Here is a 23,517-nt window from a genome sequence, read left to right as displayed (position 1 = left end):
GAAGCATCCACCCAATGTTCTTTTTTATATTGCTTGTGCGAGTTATACACTTCCGGAAGATAGTTGGTCAAGCCAATTGACTTAAAGAAGGTAACAATCCAACCATAGAATGGCTGTCATTCCGCACAAGATGTGAAATCCAGTTTTAGTAATTATTTCTGGATCTCCCTGTTCGAAGGAGTAACAGAATAAAAATAGGGGATGATTATATGAAAGCGTGTGCTTCGAAAAATTTCTTTACTATCAGAAGCTACTTTTTTATTAATTGACCATAGAGAAAATCCACTATATTGTTAATTTGTAATGTAATAATAAATGGTAAATGCAAAACATGAATTACAAGAAATTAAAACCGCCTATAATTCATGAGACATATAATAACAAAATGCTAAACTATTAACATGGAACAAGCGTCAGAACTTTTCCCTACCGAACGACAAAAACTTTATCACCAATTTGAAGAGAAATTGGAGATTGCCTACAATTTAAGTCGTAGAGTCGTAAGTTTTCAGGCAAATAAAGAAGAATCAATATACCGCTGGTTTAAATACAAAGAAGGGTTTTCTTCCAGTCTTGTAAAATATTTCTTGACCAAATACGCACCAAAGACTGGAAGAGTTTTAGATCCCTTTGCAGGAGCTGGAACAACTCTTTTTGCAGGGCAAGAACTTGGATGGCAATCATATGGAATAGAACTTTTACCGGTTGGTACTTTCGCTATAAAGACACGTCAAGCACTTAATGAGATTGACACAAACATGTTGAAATCTACTGTAAAAGATATTTGGACAGATCTTGAAAGAATCCATGATTTTGACTACCGGATAAACCATATTTCAATTACGAAAAACGCTTTCCCAGAAGAAACAGAAACTTATTTAAATAAGTATTTAAGCTATTGTTCAAAGTTTAAGAATGATCAAGTGCAAATTATATTACGTTTTGCAGCTTTTGCCGTATTGGAAGAAATCAGTTATACAAGAAAAGACGGACAGTATTTGCGCTGGGATTATCGTTCTAAAAGACAACTTGCAGGAAAGCCATTTGACAAAGGAAGAATCCTAACTTTTCAAGAAGCTGTTAAACATAAACTCCGCGATATTGTTCATGATCTTTCGTCTCACAAACCTGGCCAATTATTTGAGCAGTTTGAAAACAACATAGCAGAAAAATATCCGGTGACTATTACCGAAGGCTCTTGTCTTGAAAAGTTACCAGCGCTTGAAGATAATTTTTTCGATTTTGTTATTACTTCTCCTCCTTACTGCAATAGGTATGATTACACAAGAACCTATGCTTTAGAACTGGTTTATCTTGGCTTTGACAATGATCAGGTACGTGATTTGCGCCAATCAATGCTTTCCTGCACCGTAGAAAACAAGGAAAAGATTGATCACTTAAATCAGTTTTATGCATCTATAGGTAAAACAAGAACCTTTGAAAAGGTACTTGACGTTTACTGCAGATCAGCCGCAATGCGTGAGGTAAATTCAGTTCTGGATATATTGAATAAATTAAAAAAACTCAACAATAACAACATTCCTAGAATGATAAAAAACTATTTCTTGGAATTATGTTTTGTTATTTATGAAATGGCAAGGGTCATAAAAAGAAACGGTTATTGTGTTATGATTAATGATAATGTTCGTTACGGAGGTGAAGAGATACCAGTTGATTTAATTCTTTCTGAATTTGCGGAAGATTTCGGCTTCAAAATCAACAAAATCTTTGTTTTGCCTAAAGGTAAGGGAAACAGCAGCCAACAGATGGGGAACTATGGTCGAACTGAAATCCGTAAATGTGTGTATCTATGGCAAAAAAAATAAATCTTACACACATTAAAAATGTAGCAGACTTGGTAACTCCAAGAGAAAAAACTAGAGCTGGGTTCATTGCGCTTGCGTTGGAAAAAAACTATCTTGCTGTTCCTTATGTCGAAGAAGCCAAGGCTCTTAAGGCAATAGCAAATAGGATTAAGAAACCAAAAGAGCTGCTACTAGTTGAAGACTTGAGAGTTGGCTTGCTTACTGCATCAGGGCTCTCCGAAAAATCTCTAAATTACTTAACGGAAAAAGATAAGCTCCTCGCAATAAAAGGACTTATTGAAAAATTTCTTGAACCTGCCGGAGAGAATTTTATTGATGAACTTGTTTATCGTTATCTTCTAACAAAGGGCGACGCCTTAGGTGGAAAAGCAAGAAATCTGGCAGGCGTGTTAGGAGAAAGAAAATTTTTACGGACATTGCTGTCGGTTTTTAACCTATCAGGCATAGACTACCAATGGAATGATTCGGATACAAAGTCTTGGCTTACAAAACCTAAGGATGATACTGGTATTGAAAAACGAATCAAGGGTCTATCTTGGTCAAAAGGCAATAAACAACGCCTCTTAATAATGAATATCACCATCCCAGTCGTCAAAAAGAATGTTGATCTTTCAATTCTACATGGAACCATCGATGATTTGAAACGCGGCAAACAATCCATAATACATAACAACGAAAAATACATTGCTTTGGGTGAATTGAAAGGTGGTATCGATCCGGCAGGAGCAGACGAACATTGGAAAACTGCAAATTCAGCCATCGAAAGAATAAGAAATAGTTTTAAAAAAATGAAGTTAGAACCTCAACTGTTCTTTATTGGTGCTGCGATTGAAAATAGCATGGCATCAGAAATATATAAACAACTTCAAAATGGGACAATAAATAACGCCGCAAATCTAACCAATGACGATCAGTTGGCTACAATATGTGAATGGCTCATCAATCTGTAATGATGCTTCTCCAAGTTTAAAACTGACTCATCTATTTAGACAAAACTTTTTAAACATTTCTTCAATCCAAGTTCATTGCCTTGCGCATGAAAGAAAATACCCTAAGTTTTGAGAAATAGAAAACAGAAACATTTAAATTCCTTCTGTATTTTGTATATCCTCTATAATGAGAATAAAAATGATTTCTGGTTTCCCTTTTTCGAGGGGATGGCAAAATGAAAAAAGACTAACAGAGTAAAAAGCAAAGATGATACAAAAAATTTGTAGAAAATTTATTTAGTAATTCAAAATCTAATAAGGTTTCAGGCGAGTTTATATCTGGAAAGTAATACTGATGGATCTGTGATATGTTTCTTCAAACCCAGCTCGCCTCCCTTAGCGCCGAAGGCGAGAGCCATAAGCTCTGAGAAATAGAAAACAGGCACATTGAAATTCTTGCTGTATTTTGCGTTTATATCTTCCTGCCTTGTGTCAAGGTTTGCATGGCAGAGCGGGCAGGCAACGGCAATACACTCGGCTCCGCATTCAACGGCATTGCGGATGACTTTTTCCATTAATTTAATAGATGACTCAGTCCTTGATATGGAAAAGCTTGCTCCGCAGCAATCGGTCTTATATGACCAGTCTTTCACATCTGCCCCAAGTTCTGTAAGTATCTCATCCATGATAACAGGATACTCGCATTCGTCGAACTCAGTGACATCAGGCGGCCTTGTCATAAGGCAGCCATAATAGCAGGCAACTTTTAACCCTGAGAGGGACCTTTTCATTTTTTCACGCACGCTTTTAAGTCCAATCTCGTTTTTTATTATATCAAGGGGATGGATAATGGTAACTGTATTCCCATATGTAGTTTGAAGTATGCCATCAACTTTTTTCTTTAAATCTTCATCTTTTGATATCTCGAACTTTGCCCGCTTTAACCTTGAAAAGCATGAAGCGCAGGGGACAGCAACCTTGCTTTTGCCTGAGTCCTCGACAAGCTTTAAATTCCTTACAGGGAGTGCGATAGACAGATATTTCGATGTGCAGTGCGCAGGCGTTGTGCCGCAGCAGTTCCAGTCTTTTATCTCTTCAAAAGAGATGCCAAGGGAGTTAAAGATATATTTTATGGAGATGTCATACTCAGAACCCGTTGAATGGAGCGAGCAGCCGGGATAATAGGCGTAACTCATGGCTTCCCCTCGTTCTCAAGTTTTTCGAGTTTTTCAACGCTGGCAAATATACGGTCAATCTCCTTTGCACCCTTTGTTTTAACAGGAAGTATCTTGAGTTTACCCTTCATTCCCATCTTCATTCCAAGCTTCATGTCCTTTAAATAATCCCCGGTTTTCATCTTGTAAGACATTATCATTCCTAGCTCATACATCCTGCCATAAGTCCTTATGTTCCCGAGAGCAACTTTGTAGAAATCCTTTATGGCACCAGAGCTTTCAGGAGGTTTTATGCCTCGTCTGAAAGCAATGTTCCTTGCCGCATCCATAAGGTGTGCTATATCAAGCCCCTGCGGGCACCTTGTGGAGCAGGTCTCGCAGGAAACGCATATCCAGATAGTATTGCTCTTTATCACCATGTCTTCAACTCCAAGCCTTATGGCATGGACTATCTGCGCCGGAGTGTAATCCATCTCCTCTACCATCGGGCAGCCTGCCGTGCATTTAAGACACTGATAACAGACGTTCACATTCTGATCGCTTATTTTCTCTATTAGCCCGGTAAATCCCTTTGAGCTTTCATCAAGCGATATTTTTTTCACTGCTATCTCCATCTTTTTTGACAAATACAGGATTTCTTCCAAGCTTTCTTGCACGCTCGGTCATCTCCTTTGCAGCCTCGGCAAAAGCAAAACCCATGGAAGATGACATGTTGAACATTTCAAGACGTTCAGGCTCGATGCCAATCTCCTCAAGCATTTTTTTTAGGCTCATAACCCGTTTTTTTGCCCGGATATTGCCTTCAAGATAATGGCAGTTCCCCTCAAGGCAGCCTGCAACGAACACGGCATCTGCGCCGTTCTCGAAGGCCTTCAAAATATATATCACATCAAGTTTCCCTGTACAGGGTATTCTTATTATTTTGACATTGGCCGGATAGTTTAACCTCAGTGAGCCTGCCATATCTGCCGCCGCAAAAGCACAATAATAACAGCAAAAGGCAATCACCTCCGGCTCATACCCTTCAGTACTAATTTTTTCTGTTTCCTTTTTCTCTTCCATCTTCGCTTTATTTAAATAATTATTCCAGAGATTACTTCTGCTTGTTCCTTCGCTTCACTACGGACAAGCCTCGTAATGACCGGAGGTTAATTTTTTTTCTGTCTCTTTTATCTCTTAATCAAGATTAAGCATTGCACTTTATATCTGATGGCTTGGCTGCTCCGCGGCAGGCGCATGAAGTTTTAAGCCTAAGCGGGGCTGCCAAGCCTTTAAGATTTAATGTTTCCCAGTGTTCCAATTTTTACTTCTTTCTCTTTATCTTTTAGTTCAAACGCCTCACATTTTGCAAGTACCTGTTCATCTGTGTAATGTAAAAGCTGTATCGCCTTGTTGGGGCACTCGGACGCGCATGTCCCGCATCCCTGGCATTGTGCCACCTCTATATGGGCAACCCTGTCTAAGATGCGCGGCACATTGTAAGGGCATGTCCTCACGCATGTAAGGCATGATGCGCAAAGTTTCTCATCAACCACAGCAATGGCTCCTCCGACATGGAGCTTGTCCTGCGAGATAATAGTGTTGGCCCGCCCAGCCGCGGCAAGTGCCTGCGCAATACTTTCCTCCATGAATTTTGGATAATGAGCTATGCCGCAAAGGAATATCCCTTCCGATGCAAAATCAACAGGGCGCAATTTCATATGCGCTTCAAGGAAAAATCCGTCCGATGTGAGCGGAAGCTTCAATGCCTGCGCAACAAGCTGATTTTCTTCCCGTGCTATTACTGCCATGCTTAAGACCAGCATGTCTAAATTCCCTTCAACAGTCTGGTTTAACACTTTGTCAGTTGAGGAAATTCTGATTTTGCCATTTTTTTCTTCCACAACAGGGGGTTCATCTTTGTCAAATCTTATGAATCTTATCCCCTTCTTTCTCGCCTCTGTATAAAAACTTTCCTTGAAACCGAAAGTTCGTATGTCCCTGTAATAAACAGTTACATCAGTTTGAGGTGAAATCTCTTTTATCTTTAAGGCATTTTTTACAGCCTCTGTACAGCAAACCCGCGAACAATAAGGTCGTTTCTCATTGCGGGATCCGACGCATTGAATCATGGCAATGCTTTTCATGCTTTTTATAATATGGGGTTTGTCTTTAAGTATCTCCTCAAGCTCAAGCTGTGTTTTCACATTATCGCATTTGCCATAAAGGAACTCATCGCCTTTATACTCAACTCCCCCTGTTGCAACTATTACTGTGCCGCATTTAAAAGGCTGTATCCCGCCGTTTCCTCTCTGGCTCACTTTCACATCAAAGTTTCCCATGAAGCCTTTTACTTCCTCAACCATGCTCTCCGTGAAAACTTCGATCTTTGGCTCTTTTTTAATCTCATCTAGAAGTCCTGTTAAAAGAGCTTGCGGGTCATTCCCTTCAATTGAAAATTTTACATTCTTTAAATTCCCGCCAAGCTCCTTTTCCTTTTCAACAAGGAATACCTTAAATCCCTGCCTTGCAAGATTAAGGCTTGAAGTTAATCCCGACAAGCCTCCTCCAATGACAAGAACGTCGCGGCTTATGTCAAGATCCTGCTTGAAGAGGGGTTTTAATTTCCTTGCCCGCATTACAGCCATCTGGGCAAGAGCCTCGGCTTTTTTAAGCGCACTGTCCGGAGTGTTTCCGTGTACCCATGCGCATTGGTCTCTGATATTTGCCATTTCAAATAGATATGGATTTAACCCTGCCTCTCGCAATGCCTCCTGGAAAAGCGGCTCATGAGTGCGCGGGGTGCATGATGTTACAACTACTCTGTTTAGGTTGTGCTCGGCAATCTTACTTTTTATTTTCTCAAGGCTGTCGGCGGCGCAGGTATACATGTTCTCTTCAACGTAGGCAACATCTGGCATATCTTTCACATAATCTACAACAGAGGGAACGTCTATTACGCCTCCGATGTTTGTTCCGCACCGGCAGACAAAAACTCCGACGCGCACAGGCTCTTTCATTACATCTTTTTCAGGAGGATATTCTTTCTTTTTTGTACAGGTGTTTCGCACACCGGAAAGCATCTCTATGGCAAGGGATGCGGCGCCGCTCGCCTGTGTCACTGCCTCCGGGATATCGCGCGGCTCTGTGAAAGCTCCGCATGCAAATATGCCGTCAACATTAGTATTAAGAGGCGTCCATTTTTCAGTTTCACAGAAACCGAACCTGTTAAGTTTTACGCCAAGCGATTCTGAAAGCTCTTTATGATAATCGTCTGCGGCAAGACCGCTTGAGAGGATTACCATGTCAAACTCTTCGCTTAACATTTCACCGCTTTCAGAAAAATATTTTACCATAAGGTCATTTGTGGAAGGGTCTTCTTTTACTGCCGATGGTCTGCATCTTACATACTTTACGCCAAGCGCTTCTGCGCGTGTGCAGTAATCGTCAAATCCCTTTCCGAAGGCGCGAAGGTCTATGTAAAATATCGTGCATTCAGACTCGGGGAGATGTTCCTTTACTAATCTTGCCTGCTTGGTGGCATACATACAGCAGACCGATGAGCAGTAATCGCGCTCCTCTTCTCTTGAGCCAACGCACTGTATCCATGCGATGCGCTTTGGATGCTTCCCGTCGGAAAGTCTTTTTATCTCTCCCATGAATGGGCCGCTTGCGCTTAAAATCCTCTCAAACTCCAGGCTTGAAAGCACATTCTTATAACGCCTGTGCCCGAATTCTTCTTTTAAATTAACATCAAAATAATCAAAGCCCGGTGCCAGTATTATTGAACCCACGTCAAGTTCCCGTACTGTCTCAAATGGTCTGTCATGGCTTATGGCTTTAGGAAGGCAGGCTTCTTCGCATAGACGGCAGTCAGAGCATATTGAACAGTTAAGGCATCTTAACGCCTCCCGTACTGCCTGCTCCTCTGTGAATGCCTTTTCTACTTCCCTGAAATCTTTCTTTCTCTCGCTTGCTTCCACAATTTGCGGCATCTCGCGCCATTCTTTTTTTATTTTTTTCCCTTTTATCTCAGGCTCTATCGGCTCTGGCCTTACATCTTCCGGAACAGGCTTTCCTCTTAGCTTTGCATCTATTACAAAAGCGGCGCGCCTGCCGTCGGCAATGGCTTCGATCGCAGATGCAGGGCCACGCACTGCATCGCCTCCTGCATAGATTCCTTCTGCTGTTGTTAAAAGAAGGGACGAGCTAACAGTTATCCTGTTTCCTTCTCCTATGCTTACATTAAGTCCGTCTCCTTCAAATATACTTATATCCGGTCTTTGTCCTATGGCAACGAAGACAGTGTCGCCCTCGATAGCGCCTTCAGCGCCGTCAATAAATTTAGGATTAAATTCCCCGCTCTCATCAAAAACCGATTTGACTTTTATTGTCTTTATACCTGCCACTCTCCCATTCTTTACGATTACTTCTTTGGGACCAACCGAGCAGTTTACTTTAACACCTTCTTCAATCGCCTCATCCCTTTCCCATGGATGGCATGGCATCTCTGTGTCGGATTCAAGACACATAACCTCTACTTCAAGTCCCATCCTGAGAGCTGTACGGGCTACGTCCATGGCGACATTTCCGCCTCCGATCACAATCCCTTTTTTACCGAGTGTAACTTTTTCCTTAAGGCTCACGTTTCTTAAAAATTCCACGCCATCGAGCACGCCCTGCGTATCTATGCCAGGTATGTTAAGGCGGTTCGCAAGATGGGCTCCTGTTGCCACATAAACAGCATTGAACTGCTTTTTTATATCAGCAAGTTTTATGTCTTTGCCTATCTTTGTATTAAGATGGATTTTTACACCAAGGGCTTCGATGTTTGAGATCTCCTTTGAAAGCGAGTCCGCTGGAACTCTGTACTCAGGTATGCCGACTGCGAGCATACCGCCTTTCACAGGAAGCTGCTCGAATATCTCCACCGTGTAGCCTGCCCTTGCAAGGTAATAGGCGCATGAGAGCCCGGAGGGCCCTGCTCCGACTATGGCGATTTTTTCCGGATTCTGGGGTTCAATTTTTTCCGGCGCATGAGACTCAGGATCGCCGTATATTTTATCAGCAAGGAAGCGGCGCAGGTTCCTGATTGAAATTGGATCGTCAACGTCGCGCCTTCTGCACTCTGTCTCGCATGGGTGGTGGCACATCCTCCCGCAAACTCCGGGAAGGGGATTGTTCTTCATTATAAGGTCATAAGCTTCGCGGTACTTCCCTTTGGCGATCAAGGCAATGTAACCCTGCACGCTTATTCCTGCCGGGCATGTTATCTTGCATGCTGAAAGCCCGCGCTTATCTATTGCCCATGCATTGGGGACAGCCTGCGAATAGCTTTTATAAACAGCCGTCCTTTTGGAAAGCCCTAAATCGAATTCGCTGTCAATCTCTACCGGACAGACTTTTTTACAGTCTCCGCAGGCAGTGCATTTCGCAAGGTCTACCAGCCGCTCCTGCTGCCGGACAATTGCCTTGAAATTTCCCGCTTTGCCATCAACGCGGACAATGTCTGCGCCGGCAACAATATCAATATTAAGATGACGGCTCACTCCCACAAGCCTTGGAGAAATGGTGCACAGGGCGCAGTCATTGGTGGGGAAGGTCTTGTCAAGCTGAGCCATCTTGCCGCCAATAAAAGGCGTCTGCTCGGCAAGATAGACCTTATAGCCTGAATCAGCAAGGTCTATCGCAGCTTGCATACCTCCGACTCCTCCTCCGACTACGAGCACTGAGCCGATTTTGTTGTCACTATTTTTCTTTTCCATAACTTTTTATCTATATAATTATGAGATTGCTTCGCTTCGCTCGCAAAGACAAAGTGTAGTCATTGCAAGGCTTGGCTGTTCCTGCGGCAGGCACCTGCTGTTTAGTGCCAGAGCAGGAACAGCCAAGCCTGACCTACACATATTAACAGCATGTTAAATATTTACACCGTTAATGGACCAAGTCTGTTGATGGTTTCCCTCATTTTTATTACAGCCTGGGTTACCCTGTGAGGTGTATTAGATGCCACATTGCAAAAAGCAACCCTCTCAGCGTCTATCCCAATCTCGCCAAGCAGCAGTTTCACATCTTCCATTCTTTTTTCAGCACGCACATTGCCATGTATGTATTTGCAATTGTCCCTGTAACAGGCAAAAACCATGACAGCCGCTGCTCCCTTTTCAAATACACGCAGAATGTGCTGGATATCAACTTTGCCTGAACAAGGAACTTTTACAATCTTTAAAAAATCATCGCTGAATTTCAATTCCCTGCATGCAGACTCATAAGCCTCAAAGCCTGAGTGATTGCAGCAGAAAGCCACAATGCTGCGGACATCTGCCTGTTTTTCAGCTCCTGTGCTGCTCATAAAACCCTCTCAATCGCATCGTACAAATCCTCGTCGCTGTAACCGGAAAGCGTTATAGCCCTGTTGGGACATTCGCTCGTGCAAGTCCCGCATGCCATACATGTTGACTGCGATATCTCCGCTGCCCGCGACCATGTTATGGCGCTGTGGGGACAAACCCTGTAGCATGTAAGACAAAGCGTACACTTCCCTTTATCAACTTTTATCTTTTCTTCAGAATACCTCAATTCTCCCTTTAAAAGACGGAGTACTTCGGCGACTGCGTTTCCTGCATCCCTTTCCACTTCCTGTATTTCAGAGACCTGCCTGCAGGAGCCGCAAATAAAAATACCGCACCTGTTTGTGTCAACGGTTGAAAGATTCGGATTGTCAGGTTGTAAGCTTCCGTGGCTGTGCGTTTTTATTCTGAGCGTTTGAGATAATTCACAAATCTCTGCTGAAGGAAGGACTGAATCCTCTAAAACTATAAGTCCGCATTCAACAATCACTCTTGGAGAATCAGCATCACCCTCTTTAAGATAGGGGTCATCTATATAAGCAATAATATTGCCCGCCTCTTTTGTAATCTGCGGCATCTTAGATGTGGTTTTAAAGAGGACTACTCCTTTTTCGCGGGCATCTCTATAAAGTTCTTCAACCCCTTCTCTTGCAACCTCTGCATTGGGAATTGCAAGTATAACAGGAACATTAAGAGCCTCTAAGGCGATTGAAGCATTGTAAAACATGGAGGCTGAAAGCACAGGAAGATATGAGCCTGAGTAGCTTCCTAAAAAGAGTATGGCTTTATTACCATTCTTAACAGACTCCAAATATTTTTTACGTTCTTTTTCAAAGCCTGAAAGACTCACTATTCTTTCATCTGCCGGAAGATTCGCTTTTTCTCTATCAGATATTCCAAGCTCTGCACCCGTTGAAATGATTACTGCGCCGCAATTCACTTCCTTGCTTTCATCAGAAGAATTTAAAAGAACCATAAAATTCCCAGGCTCTCCGCTTAACTGTGACAAGGTTGTATTTAAAAGAACCTCTGTCTTATCTGAAGATTGGAGGGGTAATATTTTTCCCTTTAATAGTTCTTGAGGTTTAATCTCTGAATTATAAAAAGAGGTTATCTCATTCAGCTTGCCGCCAAGCCTGTCCTGTTTTTCGATAATAGTGACGCTAAGCCCTGCGCGTGAAAGCTTGATTGCGCATGACATCCCCGCAAGCCCCCCTCCCACAATCAAAACATCTGTCTTCTCAGTTTTCATATTTTTCAATTAAATAATCCCCCTCTATCCCCCTTTATGAAAAGGGGAAAGAGAAGCATTGCACCTGTTTAACATTTTTTTTAAGGTCTGGTAGTTCCTGCGGAAGGCACCTGCTGTTTAGTGCCAGAGCAGGACTGCCAGACCTTAATTATTCCCCATACCCTATCTCTATTGCATTCCTTGCAGCAGCTACCCCCTGCGCCATGCTTGAGCTTATGTTTTTTGGCGACTGGCAGCATCCTGCAATAAATATCCTGCGGTCTTTGGTTTTGGTTCTCTCGCTCTCATCGCCGGACTCGATAAAGCCAGAGCTGTCAGTTTTAAGTCCGAACATTTGAGTTACCATTTTATTCGCCGGTGTCGCCGCAATTCCTGTTGAAAGAACCACCATGTCAAATTCTTCGGCGATGTTTTTGCCCTTTTCTATTGACTCGTATGTAACGAGTATGCCTCCGCTATCCAGCTCTTCGATGTTTCCCGGCATTGACCTTTCCATTTCTATCCTTGCGAGGCAATCATTGTAAAACTCCATTTCTTTCTTGCAGTCGCTCTGGATATCCATATAGAAAATCTTTATCTTCGTGTCCGGAGATTCTTCTTTTATATGTAATGCAGTCCGCATAGCATAAAGGCAGCAGACCTGAGAGCAGTAAGGATTTGTATTCTTAGGGTCCCGGCTTCCGGCACACTGTATATAGGCAATCGAAGAAGGGACTTTGCCGTCAGAGGGTCTGACCACTTTCCCCTTTATCCTTAAAGCCTCTTCAAGCTCCTGCCCGCTTATTACATTTTTAAAAATGCCATAGTGGAATGATGATTTATCGCGCGGATTAAAATGCTCAAATCCTACGGCAAGAATAACAGATGAGGCGTAAATTTTCTCATTAACAGGGTTTTGACTGTAATCAACAGCATTCTCAGGACAGACCTTTGCGCAAATCTCACAATTTTCCCCTTTGGAGCGAAGGCAGAGAGATTTATCTATGTAAGCTGTCTTTGGAAATGTTCCAGGAGGCGGCAATTTGATGGCTTTCCCGGCAACCGGACAAGCCTCTTCGCATTTCCCGCAGGAAGTGCATTTTTCTTCTATTACGCTTCGAGCAGATTTTTTAAAATTTATATTGAAACCTTTTTCATCCTTTTCAATGCCGGTTAAATATGAACCTACATGAAGAGGAGATTCTCTCCCTGAAAAAAAATCCTTTATCCTGTGGTCTGCGACACAGGCAGAGCAGCGGTTGCATTTCTCGGAGGCTTTGCAGCAAAGGAGCGAGCTTTTCCCTCCTGCATAGAATTCCTTTTCAATAAGTGCAAAAGGGACCTTTTCACGCGACAACTCATTTGCTGCAGAAATGCCTGCAATCCCTCCGCCTATTATGGCTACAAAAGATTTCACGAATGGATTTTCCCCTTCCTGCCTTTAAGCGTCTGCGCCTAATCTCTCGAGAAGATCCTTGGTCTTAACAACATTGAGGTTAAGCCCAAGCTCTTTTGAAGGAATACCCATGGCAAGACCGAGAAGCTGAGGATAGAAGAGCACAGGGATTTTGTACTCCGTCTGGTACTGCTCTTCGATGGAGCGCTGATTGGCGTCATACATGACACCGCAGAATGGACATATAAGGCATATTACCTCTGCCCCTGCCTTTTTCATGCGGTCAAGCTTGTCTTTCGACATAGCGATGGAGACCTTCTCTGCCACGGCAAGAATACCTCCGCCGCAGCACTGCATCTCATTGCTGTGCTCGACATACTCCGCTCCTGTTGCCCTGATCAAATCCTTTAAAGATGTTGGAAGCTCAGGGTCATCAAATTTCCCGTATATCGCAGAAGGCCTCACATAATGGCACCCGAAATGCGCCGTAACCTTGAGGTTGTTTAAACTCTTAACAACTGTTCCCTTTATCTTCTCTACGCCAATGTCTTCCTTCAAAATCCTGCCTATATGCTTTACTGTAACTGTTCCTTTATATGACCTGCCTATCGGTTTTAACTTTTCATTGACCCGGTTTCTAAGCTCCTCGTCGTGGTTTAGCTCCTTTGAAAATTCGGTGAGGTTCTCAGTACAGGCGCTGCATATTGAACAAATATTGGTAAGCCCTTTTTCTTCGACAAGGCTTAGATTCCTTGCTGCAAGGAGCATTGCCGTATCAAAGCTTGCAGCCTTGAGCGGAAATCCGCAGCATGAGAATTCCGGTATATCTACAAATTCAATGCCCAGCTCGCGTGCAACGCGGCGCGTTGAGATTTCATACTGCCTTACCCTTGCAGGGATCGTACATCCAAGAAATAGCGCTGCCTTCACTGTGTATCTCCTGTTTTAACCTCTTCCGGCGCGGCTTCCTGTTTTGCCGGTATCAACTTGCTGAACCCGGTAATCTCAAAAACTTTCTCAACCTCGTCAATCTTTAGGGGAAGTGCGGGCAATCCTGCCTTTTCCCTTTTTTTATTGTCAAAATCTTCAAGCACATATACCCTTCCGCTTGATTTTATGAAATCCCCGATCTGAAGATAAGACGGATGAACATAACCTGCCTCAGTGGCAAGGTTTTTAAACACCGTCATTAAATCAGTGATCTTAACATCCTGCGGACATTTCTCCTGACAGCTGTAGCAGGCAGTGCAAAGCCATATGAATTCGCTTTTGTAAACCTTCTCTTTCATCCCGAGAAGCGCCATCCTTATTATCTGTCTCGGATTGAATCTCTCGTCTATTTTACGAACCGGACAGCTTGCGGTGCATGTGCCGCAGGAATAACAGTATTTTATCTTGTCACCCCCGGGCCTTTTTGCCACTTCATATTTAAAACCCGGATCAAGCTCATCAAACTTTATATCCATAGAGGCTCTCCGCTTATGGTATTAGAAAAATTAAATACTACAGCTTTTCTATAAAATCAGTGGAAAAATGCAAGCATTAACTTCTTAATGAATTAATGGAATTTTGATTAACCAGTTGTTCTGAGCCGCAAAATAATGATTGAAATATAACCACGTTTGCCAGAAGTTGATTAAAAATGTATAAAATTACTGAAACCATGGAAATTATAAACCGCACAGAAGCAAAGTTAAAAGCTATAACATTCTGGAGTATTGCATTTTCTTCATGCTTAAGTGTGTTCTCATTATTTGCCAGACTGCTTAAAATCAACATCATTGATAACATAAGCAGCGGTCATATCCTCATGTCTAATGCTTCAGCTTTATGTTTTCTTATCATAAACACAGCATTGTTTGTTTATACTCTCCAACCTCAAAGCCTTTTAGTGCGGAGATTTTCTAAAGCTTTTACATTTGTGGTTTTAATTTTTGTAACAATAATTCTCATGGAATATTTAACCGGCAGGAAATCTGATATTGAACATATTATGCTCGGTATTCCGGAAGAGCCAGGTCCCGTTCCTCTAAAGCACATGTCTTATATTTCTGCTGTCAATTTTCTTCTTGCCAGTATTTCACTTCTGCTGATGATTACATGGCCGGCTGAGAAATCTATCCGGAAAACTCTTTCTTCCGGTATTGCCACTTTTATTTTTTCCGTTGGAACAGTATCTATGCTTGGTTATCTTTACAAAACACCATTTTTATATGGCGGGAAAATAAAGCCCATAGCTTTTCCATCTTCTGTTGCTTTTATCTTGCTTGGCATTGCACTTATTACCTCTGCGGGACCTGATTTATGGCCCATAAAATTACTCATCGGCTCAAGTGTAAGGGCCCGGCTGATGCGCACATTTCTTCCAATCACTGTCATTGTTATTTTGCTTCATGATATGCTTGATCTTTTTATCACCAGGGAGATGTCAAATCCTACACTTATAATGTCTGTACTGGCAATATTGTCAATTATTATAGTAGGAATAATCGTAACAAGACTTGCCCAGTCCATAGGAGGAGAGATTGACCGCGCAACAATTGAAAGAAAAAAAGCAGAAGATGAACGTGAAAAAGTCATCCTCCAGCTAAGGGATACACTTGACAAGCTCAACAAGACAAAAGAGGAACTGGAGCAGAAGGCAAATGAGCTTGTCCGTTCAAATACAGAACTTGAAAGATTTGCTTTTGCGGCAGCCCATGACCTGAAAGAACCGGTAATCGTAATTGAAAGCTTCATACGCCGTTTACAGCGCATCTATGGCGGAAAACTCGATGACAAGGCCAACGATCTCTTAATTTATGCCATCGATGGAACAACAAGGATGCAGTCACTTATAAGCGATCTTCTCGCTTATGCACGGATAGGCTCAAAAGAAGCCGACTTAAAACCTGTTGACTCAGAAGCCATTATCAAACATGCAATATCAAATCTTCAGATTTCCATTGAAAATAGCGGGGCTGTAATAACACACGATAGCCAACCAACAATTACAGTAGACCAGGTTCAGTTTGTTCAATTGTTCCAGAACCTCATTGGCAATGCCATTAAATTTTGCACTGATAGCTCGCCGCATATTCACATCTCATCCGAACAGAAAGAGAACGAGTGGTTATTCTCAGTAAGCGATAACGGGATAGGAATAGCACCGGATGATACTGAACGGATATTTGAGATATTTCAGCGCCTCCACAGCACATCCAAATACCCCGGCACAGGGATAGGGCTTGCAATATGCAAAAAGATTGTAGACCGCCACGGCGGCAGGATATGGGTTGAAGCAGAGATGGGAAAAGGTTCTACTTTTTATTTTACTATTCCTGATAAAAAAGAATAAAATCACTATATAATATGACTACCCTCTTAAAATTATGTCATCTCTAAAGATTCTTATTATAGAAGACAACGCCGGAGATGTGAGGCTTATTCAGGAAATGTTACGGGAGTCTAATGCTTTTCAATTTGAACTGGAAACAGCAGACAGGCTTTCAGCAGGTCTTAAACTTCTTGAAAAAAAAAGATTCGACATTGTGCTTTTAGACCTCGGCCTTCCCGACAGCCAGGGGACGAATACTATTATAAGAGCTGTAGAAAGATTCCCCAGGATTCCTGTTGTGGTTCTTACCGGATTATCTGACGAAGCTGCAGGGGTTGAATCCATCTCAAAGGGAGCGCAGGACTACCTTGTAAAAGGGAATTTGAATTGCAGCATTCTTGCGCGCTGTATACGCCATGCCATAGGGCGTAAACAGATAGAAGAAGAAAAGGAAAACCTTATTAAAGAATTAAACTCTGCCAAACACGAACTGGAACAAAAGGCAAACGAGCTTGCACGTTCAAATACTGAACTGGAAAGATTTGCTTTTGCCGCAGCCCATGACCTGAAAGAACCGGTAATAGTAATTGAAAGCTTCATACGCCGTTTACAGCGCACTCATGGTGAAAAACTCGATGATAAAGCAAACGAACTTATAAAATATGTCATAGACGGAACAACAAGAATGCAGACACTTATAAGCGATCTTCTCGCTTATGCACGCATAGGTTCAAAGGAGTCAGATTTAAGAATCGTGGATTCAGGATCCATTATCAAACAGGCAATATCAAATCTTCAGGTCACAATTGAAAAAAGCGGAGCTTTGATAACATACGATTGCCTGCCGACAATTACAGCAGACCAGGCCCAGCTTGTTCAATTGTTCCAGAACCTCATTGGCAATGCCATTAAATTTTGTAATGATAATTCCCCGCATATTCACATCTCTGCTGAACAGAAAGAGAACGAGTGGATATTCTCAGTAAGCGACAATGGCATAGGAATAGCACCGGATGATGTTGACCGGATATTCGAGATATTTCAGCGCCTCCACAGCACATCCAAATATCCGGGCACAGGGATAGGGCTTGCAATATGCAAAAAGATTGCAGAACGTCATGGCGGCAGGATCTGGGTTGAAGCAGAGATGGGGAAAGGCTCTATTTTTTATTTTACTATCAGGTCTGTTGGGGCTTAACACAGTTAAGGGCTCTTCTCACAGTTCTCAACAGATTATCCGGTCTTATAGGCTTTGAAATAAAACTCATGTTTTCATCAAAGAGACCTGCCTTCCTAACTATGTCTGAACTATACCCGCTCATAAAAATACATTCAGGATAATAGCCTGCTTCTCTTATTTCTTCGCATGCCTCCACACCATTTTTCTGCGGCATTATTACGTCCAGAAGAACAAGTTTTATGCTTTCCTTATTCTCAAGAAATTTTTCTACTGCATCTTTGCCATTTTGAGCTTCAATAACCTTATATCCGAATTCTTCAAGTAACTTTACGACAATGTTCCTTACACTTTGATCATCTTCACCAACAAGTATTACTTCGCTCCCTCCTTCAAGCGGAACAGATACAGGAATCTCCTGCTCTTCCTTTTTTTCTGCCTCGATCAATGGAAGGTATATTTTGAAAGTAGTGCCTTTGCCGGGCTCGCTGTAAACATTTATATATCCGTCATGCTGTTTAACTATTCCGTAAACTATTGAGAGCCCCAGGCCTGTTCCTTTGCCAACCTCTTTGGTTGTAAAAAAAGGTTCAAAAATCCGCTTTTTTGTTTCTTCATCCATTCCAATGCCTGTATCAGAAACCGATAGAAGGGCATAGCTTCCAATCCTGCCGTATCCATGAATATTTATAAATTTTCTGTCAAGCTTCACCATTTCTGTGTTTATGGTAAGCAATCCACCTCTGGGCATGGCATCTTTTGCATTCACTGCAAGGTTGATCAATATCTGCTCTAATTGTCCTTCATCAGCGATTATGAATAACTCTTCATCTTTAAAAAATGACTTATTCTCTATATTCTCGCCAATCAGTCTTAACAGTAATTTTTGAACTCTCTGGATTATATCATTAAGGTTAATAACTTTTGGGGTCATAATCTGTTTCCTGCTCAATGCAAGAAGGCTCTGGGTCAAATTTGTTGCTCTTTCGGATGACGCCAATATCTGCTCGATGCAATAATTCATTTTATCATTATCTTTAATATTGGCGTTCAATATGGTCGCATATCCTATAATGGCAGTAAGGATATTGTTAAAGTCATGAGCTACTCCCCCGGAAAGCTGTCCTATGGCTTCCATTTTCTGTGAATGCCTTAGCTCATCTTCAAGTTTAATTTTTTCTGAAATATCTTTTACATTTTCAATGATTGAGATTACTTTCCCCGATGCGTCTTTTACAGGATATGTATTTGTCTCAACATCAAAGCTGCTCCCATCGCTTCTTAAATGTTTGTGTATAGATGAATGAGCCATGCCGGTTTTGAAGGTAGAGATAGCCGCACATTTTTCTCCGGTTTCATAGCAGGGGGAATGCCTGCCATGCGTTGCTTCATAACAATGTCTGCCTATAATCTCTTTTACAGGAATATAAAGCTGTTCGCCGTAAGCCTTATTGGCAGTAAGGATATTTAAATCATGATTTATGACAGCAAGCCCTTCTCCCATGCTTTCAAATATGTTCTTTACAAATGCTTCTGTTTTCTTCTGTGATTCTTCTATACGTTTCCGCTCTATGGCATAACGGATACAACGCGCAAGCAGTTTGCTTTCAATATGGCCTTTTACAAGGTAGTCCTGTGCTCCTTTTGAGATTGCTTCTAAACCCAAAGCCTCGTTGAAAAGTCCTGTCAGGACTATTAAAGGAATGGCGGGAAATTGTTCTACAGTTTTTGTGACAGTATTCATCCCCTGGCTGTCTGGAAGACCGAGGTCGAGAAGCACGATATCAAATTCTTTTTCCCCAAGAAGTTGAAACCCTGCCGAAAGCTTGTCCGCTGACTCTATCTCAAAGAGAAAAGTATTTGCTTCCTTTAACATCTCTACTATAAGCCTGATATCTCCCGGATTATCTTCTATTATCAGAATCTTTATTACATTCTCATCAATTTTATTCATGCTTTCTTCTTTTACATAAAGATCCTGATTGGAATATTTAAGATTCTCTTTGTTGTTAACTTTTCCTGATTTATTTCAATATTGATTACAATGGCGGAAAAATTTATTTTTTCTCACCTTTATAATAGTCGGGGTAAAACTTTTCTGCGCATTCAGGACAAATACCATGACTGAACTCTGCTTCAGAATGGTCCCTGAGATAAGATTCAATCTGATTCCAGTAGCCTTTGTCATCCCTGATTTTCTTGCAGGAGGCACAAATTGGGAGCATGCCGCTTAAGGTCTTGATCTTTCCAAGGGCATCCCTTAGGTCTTTAATGAGTTTTTCCTTTTCTTCTTCTATACGTTTGCGTTCCAGCGAATAGCGGAGAGAACGAACAAGCAGATTGCTTTCAATATGACCTTTTACAAGATAGTCCTGTGCGCCTTTTGAAATTGCCTCTAAACCGACAACCTCGTCAGAGAGACCTGTAAGGACAATCACAGGCATCGCCGGGAAGCTTTCGATTATCCTTAATACAGCATATATCCCCTGGCTGTCAGGAAGACCGAGGTCTAAAAGTACGATATCGAATCTTTTTTTCTCGAGAAGATTAAGACCCGCCGAAAGCCTATCTGTTGATTCAAGAGCAAAACCAGAACTCTTTGACTCCGTCAACATTTCCTCTATAAGCCTTACATCTCCGGGATTATCTTCAATGAGCAAAATCTTTATTACGCTATTATTCATGTTTCCCATTTTTTGGAAGTTTAACAACTGTAAGCCAGAATTCCTCTATACATTTTACAACATTTAAAAATTGCGCAAAATCTATAGGTTTTGTTATGTAACAATTTGCATGGAGATCATAGGTTTTAAGAATATCCTCTTCTGACTTTGAAACAGTAAGAACAACTACAGGGATGCGTTTTAGATTAGCATCACCCTTTATTTCAGAGAGAACTTCCCTGCCATCCTTTTTTGGCAGGTTCAAATCAAGCAGTATGAGTTCAGGTCTCGGGGAATTAACATACTTTCCCTCATTTCGAAGGAATGCCATAGCCTCAACACCATCACCTACAATACTGAGGCGATTGTTGACCTTTGCCTCCCTTAGACATTCCTGTGTTAGACGCACATCACCCGGACTGTCTTCGACTAAAAGTATTTCAATCGGTTTTATCATATTGTTACCATTTTCCATTATACTAACTCCTTTTGTCTAAAATTGTAAAATAAAAAATAGAGCCTTCCCCAATTTCCGATTCAACCCAAATCCTTCCTCCGAACCGTTCTACTATTTTTTTACATATTGAAAGCCCGATTCCAACACCTGTATACTCTCTGCCGTGAAGGCGCTGAAAAAGAAGAAAGATTTTGTCTTTATACTGCGGGTCAATTCCTTCTGCATTATCTTTTACTGAAAAAAACCATTCGTCTCCGCTTTTTTTGGCTGAGATGTGAATCTTTAAAGGTTCTTCCCTTTTAAACTTAATGGAATTGTTGATAAGGTTCTGGAATAACTGGACAAGCTGCGACTGGTCTGACATGATAACTGGAAGAGGGCTATGTGTAATCTCCGCACCGCTCTGCTCAATCGCAAGTTTGAGATTCGCAATAACTCTTTGAAGCACCTCTTCGCAGTCAACAGTGTTTAAAGAAACCGGTGCATCAAGGCGTGAATAAACAAGAAGTCCTTCAATCATTTTCTGCAATGAATCAGCGCCGTTTACGGCAAACGCAATAAACTCATCCGCATCCTTATCAAGCTTTCCCTTGTAACGTCTTTCTATTAATTGCAAATAGCTTGATATCATCCGCAGAGGTTCCTGAAGATCATGGGAAGCGATATAGGCAAACCTTTTTAGTTGTTCATTGCTCTTCTTTAATTCTTCTGAATATCGCTCCTCAATTTTCAACTTTTCCATCTCAGTTTCATACTGTTTCCTGAAATACTGTAGTCTCTGCCCACGCCACATTAAACCAACTCCCGAACCAGCAGCGATAATTAAAACTATGACAACAATTGCAGCAAACCAGAAAAGCCTTTGCATTGATGCATATACTTCAGAACTATCCTCCTTAGAAACAATAAACCATGGCGTGCCCGGTACGGAGTGTGTTGCAGCAACTACCGGTTTTCCGCGGTAATCAACCCCTTCATAAACTCCTTCTTTACCGAGCACTGCTCTTGCTGCAGGTAAATTTTTCAATGAAAGAGAAAACCTCAGAGTCATTGCCGTATTCTTCCTGTGACGCAGTTCATTGAGATAAAGGACTTCATCCCCTTCACGCCGAACCAGGAGAGTCTCAGCGGTTTTGCTTGGCGTTGGCCATTGCTGGATCAAAGGATATAAGAAATCATAAGGGGCAATCTCAAGCAGAATAAAACCTTCGACTGCTCCATTCTTTTCAGGATGGTTTATTACCGGTATAATCAAATCCAAATGGATGGCATTTGAAACATTGTCCCTTTGAATGTCAGAAAAAAATATCTCTCTTGTTTTTAGAGCTTTTTCAGCCTTTTCACGGTCGTCTTTCCCAATTGTTTTTTTACTATTCTCCGGAAGAACTATGTTCCCTTTTAAATCAAGCAAATATATATTCTTGTAATTGTAGGCTTCTTTAAAAGAAGCTATCCATGAGAGGATATTTTCTTTTGTTTCACCTTCTTTTTGATTTCGCAAAAACTCTATAATTTGGTTGTAAATCAGAGGACTTCTTAAGGTAACTTTGGCATCAGCAATCCTTTCATTCCGCCAGTTCACTATTTGTTTTGTTTTTAAATCAGCAATCGCGGTAAGCTCATTATGTTTTTCTCTTACGACATTCGCTTTCTGTGCGCTGTAATAAATATAGCCGCCTGAAATGACACATAGAGCAAAAATCAAGAAAATGATAATGATACGGAGAGGTATATTATTTTCACTTCTTCGATATTCCGCCGCGTCTTTCTCTTTTTCCATTTTATCCAATCATTTCATCAAATACGAGAAACCGAGTTTAACTATAGCACTCTGGATAAGGAGTACATTAAAATTATAACACTTTTAATCAGCTCTTAAAATTAATCAGATTGCCAGTTTTTTTCACATTCAGGACAAAGAACAGGAGCAAGATCTGATTTCATTTTTTCTTTCACGTATGTTTCAAGTTCATTCCATTTTCCATTTTGATCGCGTATTTTTTTACAGGACTGACATACAGGAAGCATACCGCTCAATGTGTTTAAATGCTGGAGTGAATCACTTAGTTCAATAAAGACTTTTTTCAACTCTTCATCAGCCTGCTTTCTCTTAATCCCGAGGGCTACGTTGTTCGCAATAGAGCCAAGTGCCTTAAGGGCAAAATCCTCAAAAGGTCTGCGGGAAAACATCGCCATAACGCCTACAAGGGAATTATCAACTATTAGAGGATAACCTGCAAATGCGACCATACCTTCTATTTTTGCCCATTCCTGATCTTTGATCTGCGGATCCCCGATCACATTGTTAGTTAGATGCGGTTCGCGGGAAAGCGCTATAAATCCGAGTTTATATCTGCTGTTTACAGGTATTCTGCTGTGCTCTCCATCTATATGCGTGTACATTCCGGCGCTTGCCTGCAATTCGAGCATGTTTTCGTCTTCATTAAATGTCCAGATACGCGCGAACGCTGCTTCAAGGTAATAGACTATCGTTTCCGTACACTTTTGCAGCATTTTCTGAAGAGAAGACCCATGATTCAGCGCAACCCCGATCTCAGCACCCAAATGGGCAAGTTTTAACCTCTTGGCGTTGTGAGCTTCTGCTATTTTGCGCTCGGTGATATCTGTAATTGCTGTCCTGCAGAGAGTCTTTCCATCAATATCCTGAACCGGCACCATGAGAATCTGGGCATTGATTGATTCCCCTCCTTTTATGGGGAGTTCGATTTCAACCGTAATTTTTTCTCCTTTTCTGAAGCATTCTTCCAGCGCATCATTAAATTTCTCGTTGTCACTTTCACATATATGCTGGGAAAAAGGATGTTCGTTAAGATGTTCCCTGTCAATTCCGAGCATCGCAGAACCAACCCAGTTAATCTCTTTAATATATCCATTCTCATCAAGGCTGGCATAGCTTAATGGTGAAAAATCGTAGAGATCCTTATAGAATTTCAGTAAATCCTCAAGTTCTTCTCTTGTCATTGTATCGTAAGTCTTCATGTCTTGTTCCCGGTTAAC

At 41.6% G+C, this 23,517-nt stretch carries 18 protein-coding genes; 4 read left to right on the top strand and 14 right to left on the bottom strand.

What is annotated here, in order from left to right:
- Positions 1–401 precede the first annotated feature (401 nt).
- Both HZA77_04745 and HZA77_04740 read left to right on the top strand, forming a co-directional pair.
- A complete protein-coding gene (locus HZA77_04745) occupies positions 402–1,826 on the top strand; it encodes a site-specific DNA-methyltransferase (protein MBI5374717.1) in 1,425 nt (474 codons plus the stop codon).
- Positions 1,811–2,776, top strand: coding sequence for a restriction endonuclease (locus HZA77_04740; GenBank protein ID MBI5374716.1), 966 nt, complete (start codon positions 1,811–1,813; stop codon positions 2,774–2,776). Before HZA77_04745 ends, HZA77_04740 begins: the two co-directional genes overlap by 16 nt.
- A 302-nt stretch (positions 2,777–3,078) precedes the next feature.
- Here the strand turns inward: HZA77_04740 and HZA77_04735 are convergent, their stop codons facing one another.
- The 9 genes from HZA77_04735 to HZA77_04695 form a co-directional block, all read right to left on the bottom strand.
- The gene (locus HZA77_04735; GenBank protein ID MBI5374715.1) at positions 3,079–3,951 is read right to left on the bottom strand and encodes a CoB--CoM heterodisulfide reductase iron-sulfur subunit B family protein; all 873 of its coding nucleotides are present in this window, start codon (positions 3,949–3,951) and stop codon (positions 3,079–3,081) included.
- Positions 3,948–4,532: a 4Fe-4S dicluster domain-containing protein gene (locus HZA77_04730; GenBank protein ID MBI5374714.1), complete on the bottom strand. Its 585-nt coding sequence runs from the start codon at positions 4,530–4,532 to the stop codon at positions 3,948–3,950. Before HZA77_04730 ends, HZA77_04735 begins: the two co-directional genes overlap by 4 nt.
- Positions 4,513–4,992: a hydrogenase iron-sulfur subunit gene (locus HZA77_04725; GenBank protein ID MBI5374713.1), complete on the bottom strand. Its 480-nt coding sequence runs from the start codon at positions 4,990–4,992 to the stop codon at positions 4,513–4,515. Before HZA77_04725 ends, HZA77_04730 begins: the two co-directional genes overlap by 20 nt.
- A 209-nt stretch (positions 4,993–5,201) precedes the next feature.
- Complete coding sequence (locus HZA77_04720) at positions 5,202–9,674, bottom strand: FAD-dependent oxidoreductase (GenBank protein MBI5374712.1); 4,473 nt, start codon at positions 9,672–9,674, stop codon at positions 5,202–5,204.
- Positions 9,675–9,835: 161 nt separating this feature from the next.
- Positions 9,836–10,261: a hydrogenase iron-sulfur subunit gene (locus tag HZA77_04715; GenBank protein ID MBI5374711.1), complete on the bottom strand. Its 426-nt coding sequence runs from the start codon at positions 10,259–10,261 to the stop codon at positions 9,836–9,838.
- The gene (locus HZA77_04710) at positions 10,258–11,520 is read right to left on the bottom strand and encodes an FAD-dependent oxidoreductase (GenBank protein ID MBI5374710.1); all 1,263 of its coding nucleotides are present in this window, start codon (positions 11,518–11,520) and stop codon (positions 10,258–10,260) included. Before HZA77_04710 ends, HZA77_04715 begins: the two co-directional genes overlap by 4 nt.
- Positions 11,521–11,659: 139 nt before the next feature.
- On the bottom strand, positions 11,660–12,907 hold the full coding sequence (locus HZA77_04705; GenBank protein ID MBI5374709.1) for a CoB--CoM heterodisulfide reductase iron-sulfur subunit A family protein: 1,248 nt from the start codon (positions 12,905–12,907) through the stop codon (positions 11,660–11,662).
- Positions 12,908–12,931: 24 nt separating this feature from the next.
- The gene (locus HZA77_04700) at positions 12,932–13,816 is read right to left on the bottom strand and encodes a hypothetical protein (GenBank protein ID MBI5374708.1); all 885 of its coding nucleotides are present in this window, start codon (positions 13,814–13,816) and stop codon (positions 12,932–12,934) included.
- Positions 13,813–14,352 carry a 4Fe-4S dicluster domain-containing protein gene (locus HZA77_04695; GenBank protein ID MBI5374707.1) on the bottom strand — a complete coding sequence of 180 codons (540 nt, stop codon included), beginning with the start codon at positions 14,350–14,352 and terminating at the stop codon, positions 13,813–13,815. Before HZA77_04695 ends, HZA77_04700 begins: the two co-directional genes overlap by 4 nt.
- Positions 14,353–15,710: 1,358 nt before the next feature.
- Here HZA77_04695 and HZA77_04690 point away from each other — a divergent pair.
- Positions 15,711–16,223, top strand: a complete 513-nt coding sequence (locus tag HZA77_04690; protein MBI5374706.1) for a GHKL domain-containing protein — start codon at positions 15,711–15,713, stop codon at positions 16,221–16,223.
- A gap of 34 nt (positions 16,224–16,257) precedes the next feature.
- Positions 16,258–17,400, top strand: coding sequence for a response regulator (locus HZA77_04685; GenBank protein ID MBI5374705.1), 1,143 nt, complete (start codon positions 16,258–16,260; stop codon positions 17,398–17,400).
- Here the strand turns inward: HZA77_04685 and HZA77_04680 are convergent.
- The 5 genes from HZA77_04680 to HZA77_04660 all read right to left on the bottom strand — a co-directional run bounded on the left by HZA77_04680 (position 17,381) and on the right by HZA77_04660 (position 23,499).
- Complete coding sequence (locus tag HZA77_04680; GenBank protein ID MBI5374704.1) at positions 17,381–19,333, bottom strand: response regulator; 1,953 nt, start codon at positions 19,331–19,333, stop codon at positions 17,381–17,383. The two genes, HZA77_04685 and HZA77_04680, sit on opposite strands and share 20 nt — an antisense overlap.
- Positions 19,334–19,436: 103 nt before the next feature.
- The gene (locus HZA77_04675; protein ID MBI5374703.1) at positions 19,437–20,063 is read right to left on the bottom strand and encodes a response regulator; all 627 of its coding nucleotides are present in this window, start codon (positions 20,061–20,063) and stop codon (positions 19,437–19,439) included.
- A complete protein-coding gene (locus tag HZA77_04670) occupies positions 20,056–20,517 on the bottom strand; it encodes a response regulator (GenBank protein MBI5374702.1) in 462 nt (153 codons plus the stop codon). Before HZA77_04670 ends, HZA77_04675 begins: the two co-directional genes overlap by 8 nt.
- 4 nt (positions 20,518–20,521) lie before the next feature.
- A complete protein-coding gene (locus HZA77_04665) occupies positions 20,522–22,279 on the bottom strand; it encodes a hypothetical protein (protein ID MBI5374701.1) in 1,758 nt (585 codons plus the stop codon).
- Positions 22,280–22,380: 101 nt separating this feature from the next.
- A complete protein-coding gene (locus HZA77_04660) occupies positions 22,381–23,499 on the bottom strand; it encodes a GAF domain-containing protein (GenBank protein MBI5374700.1) in 1,119 nt (372 codons plus the stop codon).
- Positions 23,500–23,517: the final 18 nt, after the last annotated feature.

Source organism: Candidatus Schekmanbacteria bacterium, from assembly GCA_016219965.1.
Lineage (GTDB): Bacteria > Schekmanbacteria > GWA2-38-11 > GWA2-38-11 > J061 > JACRJM01.
This window is presented reverse-complemented; position numbering and strand designations above follow the sequence as displayed.

What these genes read in the sequence shown, in the direction of transcription:
- HZA77_04745 (MBI5374717.1), top strand. Translation starts at nt 402, where the DNA reads ATGGAACAAGCGTCAGAACTTTTCCCTACCGAACGACAAAAACTTTAT.
- HZA77_04740 (MBI5374716.1), top strand. Translation starts at nt 1,811, where the DNA reads ATGGCAAAAAAAATAAATCTTACACACATTAAAAATGTAGCAGACTTG.
- HZA77_04735 (MBI5374715.1), bottom strand. Translation starts at nt 3,951, where the DNA reads ATGAGTTACGCCTATTATCCCGGCTGCTCGCTCCATTCAACGGGTTCT.
- HZA77_04725 (MBI5374713.1), bottom strand. Translation starts at nt 4,992, where the DNA reads ATGGAAGAGAAAAAGGAAACAGAAAAAATTAGTACTGAAGGGTATGAG.
- HZA77_04720 (MBI5374712.1), bottom strand. Translation starts at nt 9,674, where the DNA reads ATGGAAAAGAAAAATAGTGACAACAAAATCGGCTCAGTGCTCGTAGTC.
- HZA77_04715 (MBI5374711.1), bottom strand. Translation starts at nt 10,261, where the DNA reads ATGAGCAGCACAGGAGCTGAAAAACAGGCAGATGTCCGCAGCATTGTG.
- HZA77_04695 (MBI5374707.1), bottom strand. Translation starts at nt 14,352, where the DNA reads ATGGATATAAAGTTTGATGAGCTTGATCCGGGTTTTAAATATGAAGTG.
- HZA77_04690 (MBI5374706.1), top strand. Translation starts at nt 15,711, where the DNA reads ATGCAGTCACTTATAAGCGATCTTCTCGCTTATGCACGGATAGGCTCA.
- HZA77_04685 (MBI5374705.1), top strand. Translation starts at nt 16,258, where the DNA reads ATGTCATCTCTAAAGATTCTTATTATAGAAGACAACGCCGGAGATGTG.
- HZA77_04680 (MBI5374704.1), bottom strand. Translation starts at nt 19,333, where the DNA reads ATGAATAAAATTGATGAGAATGTAATAAAGATTCTGATAATAGAAGAT.
- HZA77_04675 (MBI5374703.1), bottom strand. Translation starts at nt 20,063, where the DNA reads ATGAATAATAGCGTAATAAAGATTTTGCTCATTGAAGATAATCCCGGA.
- HZA77_04670 (MBI5374702.1), bottom strand. Translation starts at nt 20,517, where the DNA reads ATGGAAAATGGTAACAATATGATAAAACCGATTGAAATACTTTTAGTC.
- HZA77_04665 (MBI5374701.1), bottom strand. Translation starts at nt 22,279, where the DNA reads ATGGAAAAAGAGAAAGACGCGGCGGAATATCGAAGAAGTGAAAATAAT.
- HZA77_04660 (MBI5374700.1), bottom strand. Translation starts at nt 23,499, where the DNA reads ATGAAGACTTACGATACAATGACAAGAGAAGAACTTGAGGATTTACTG.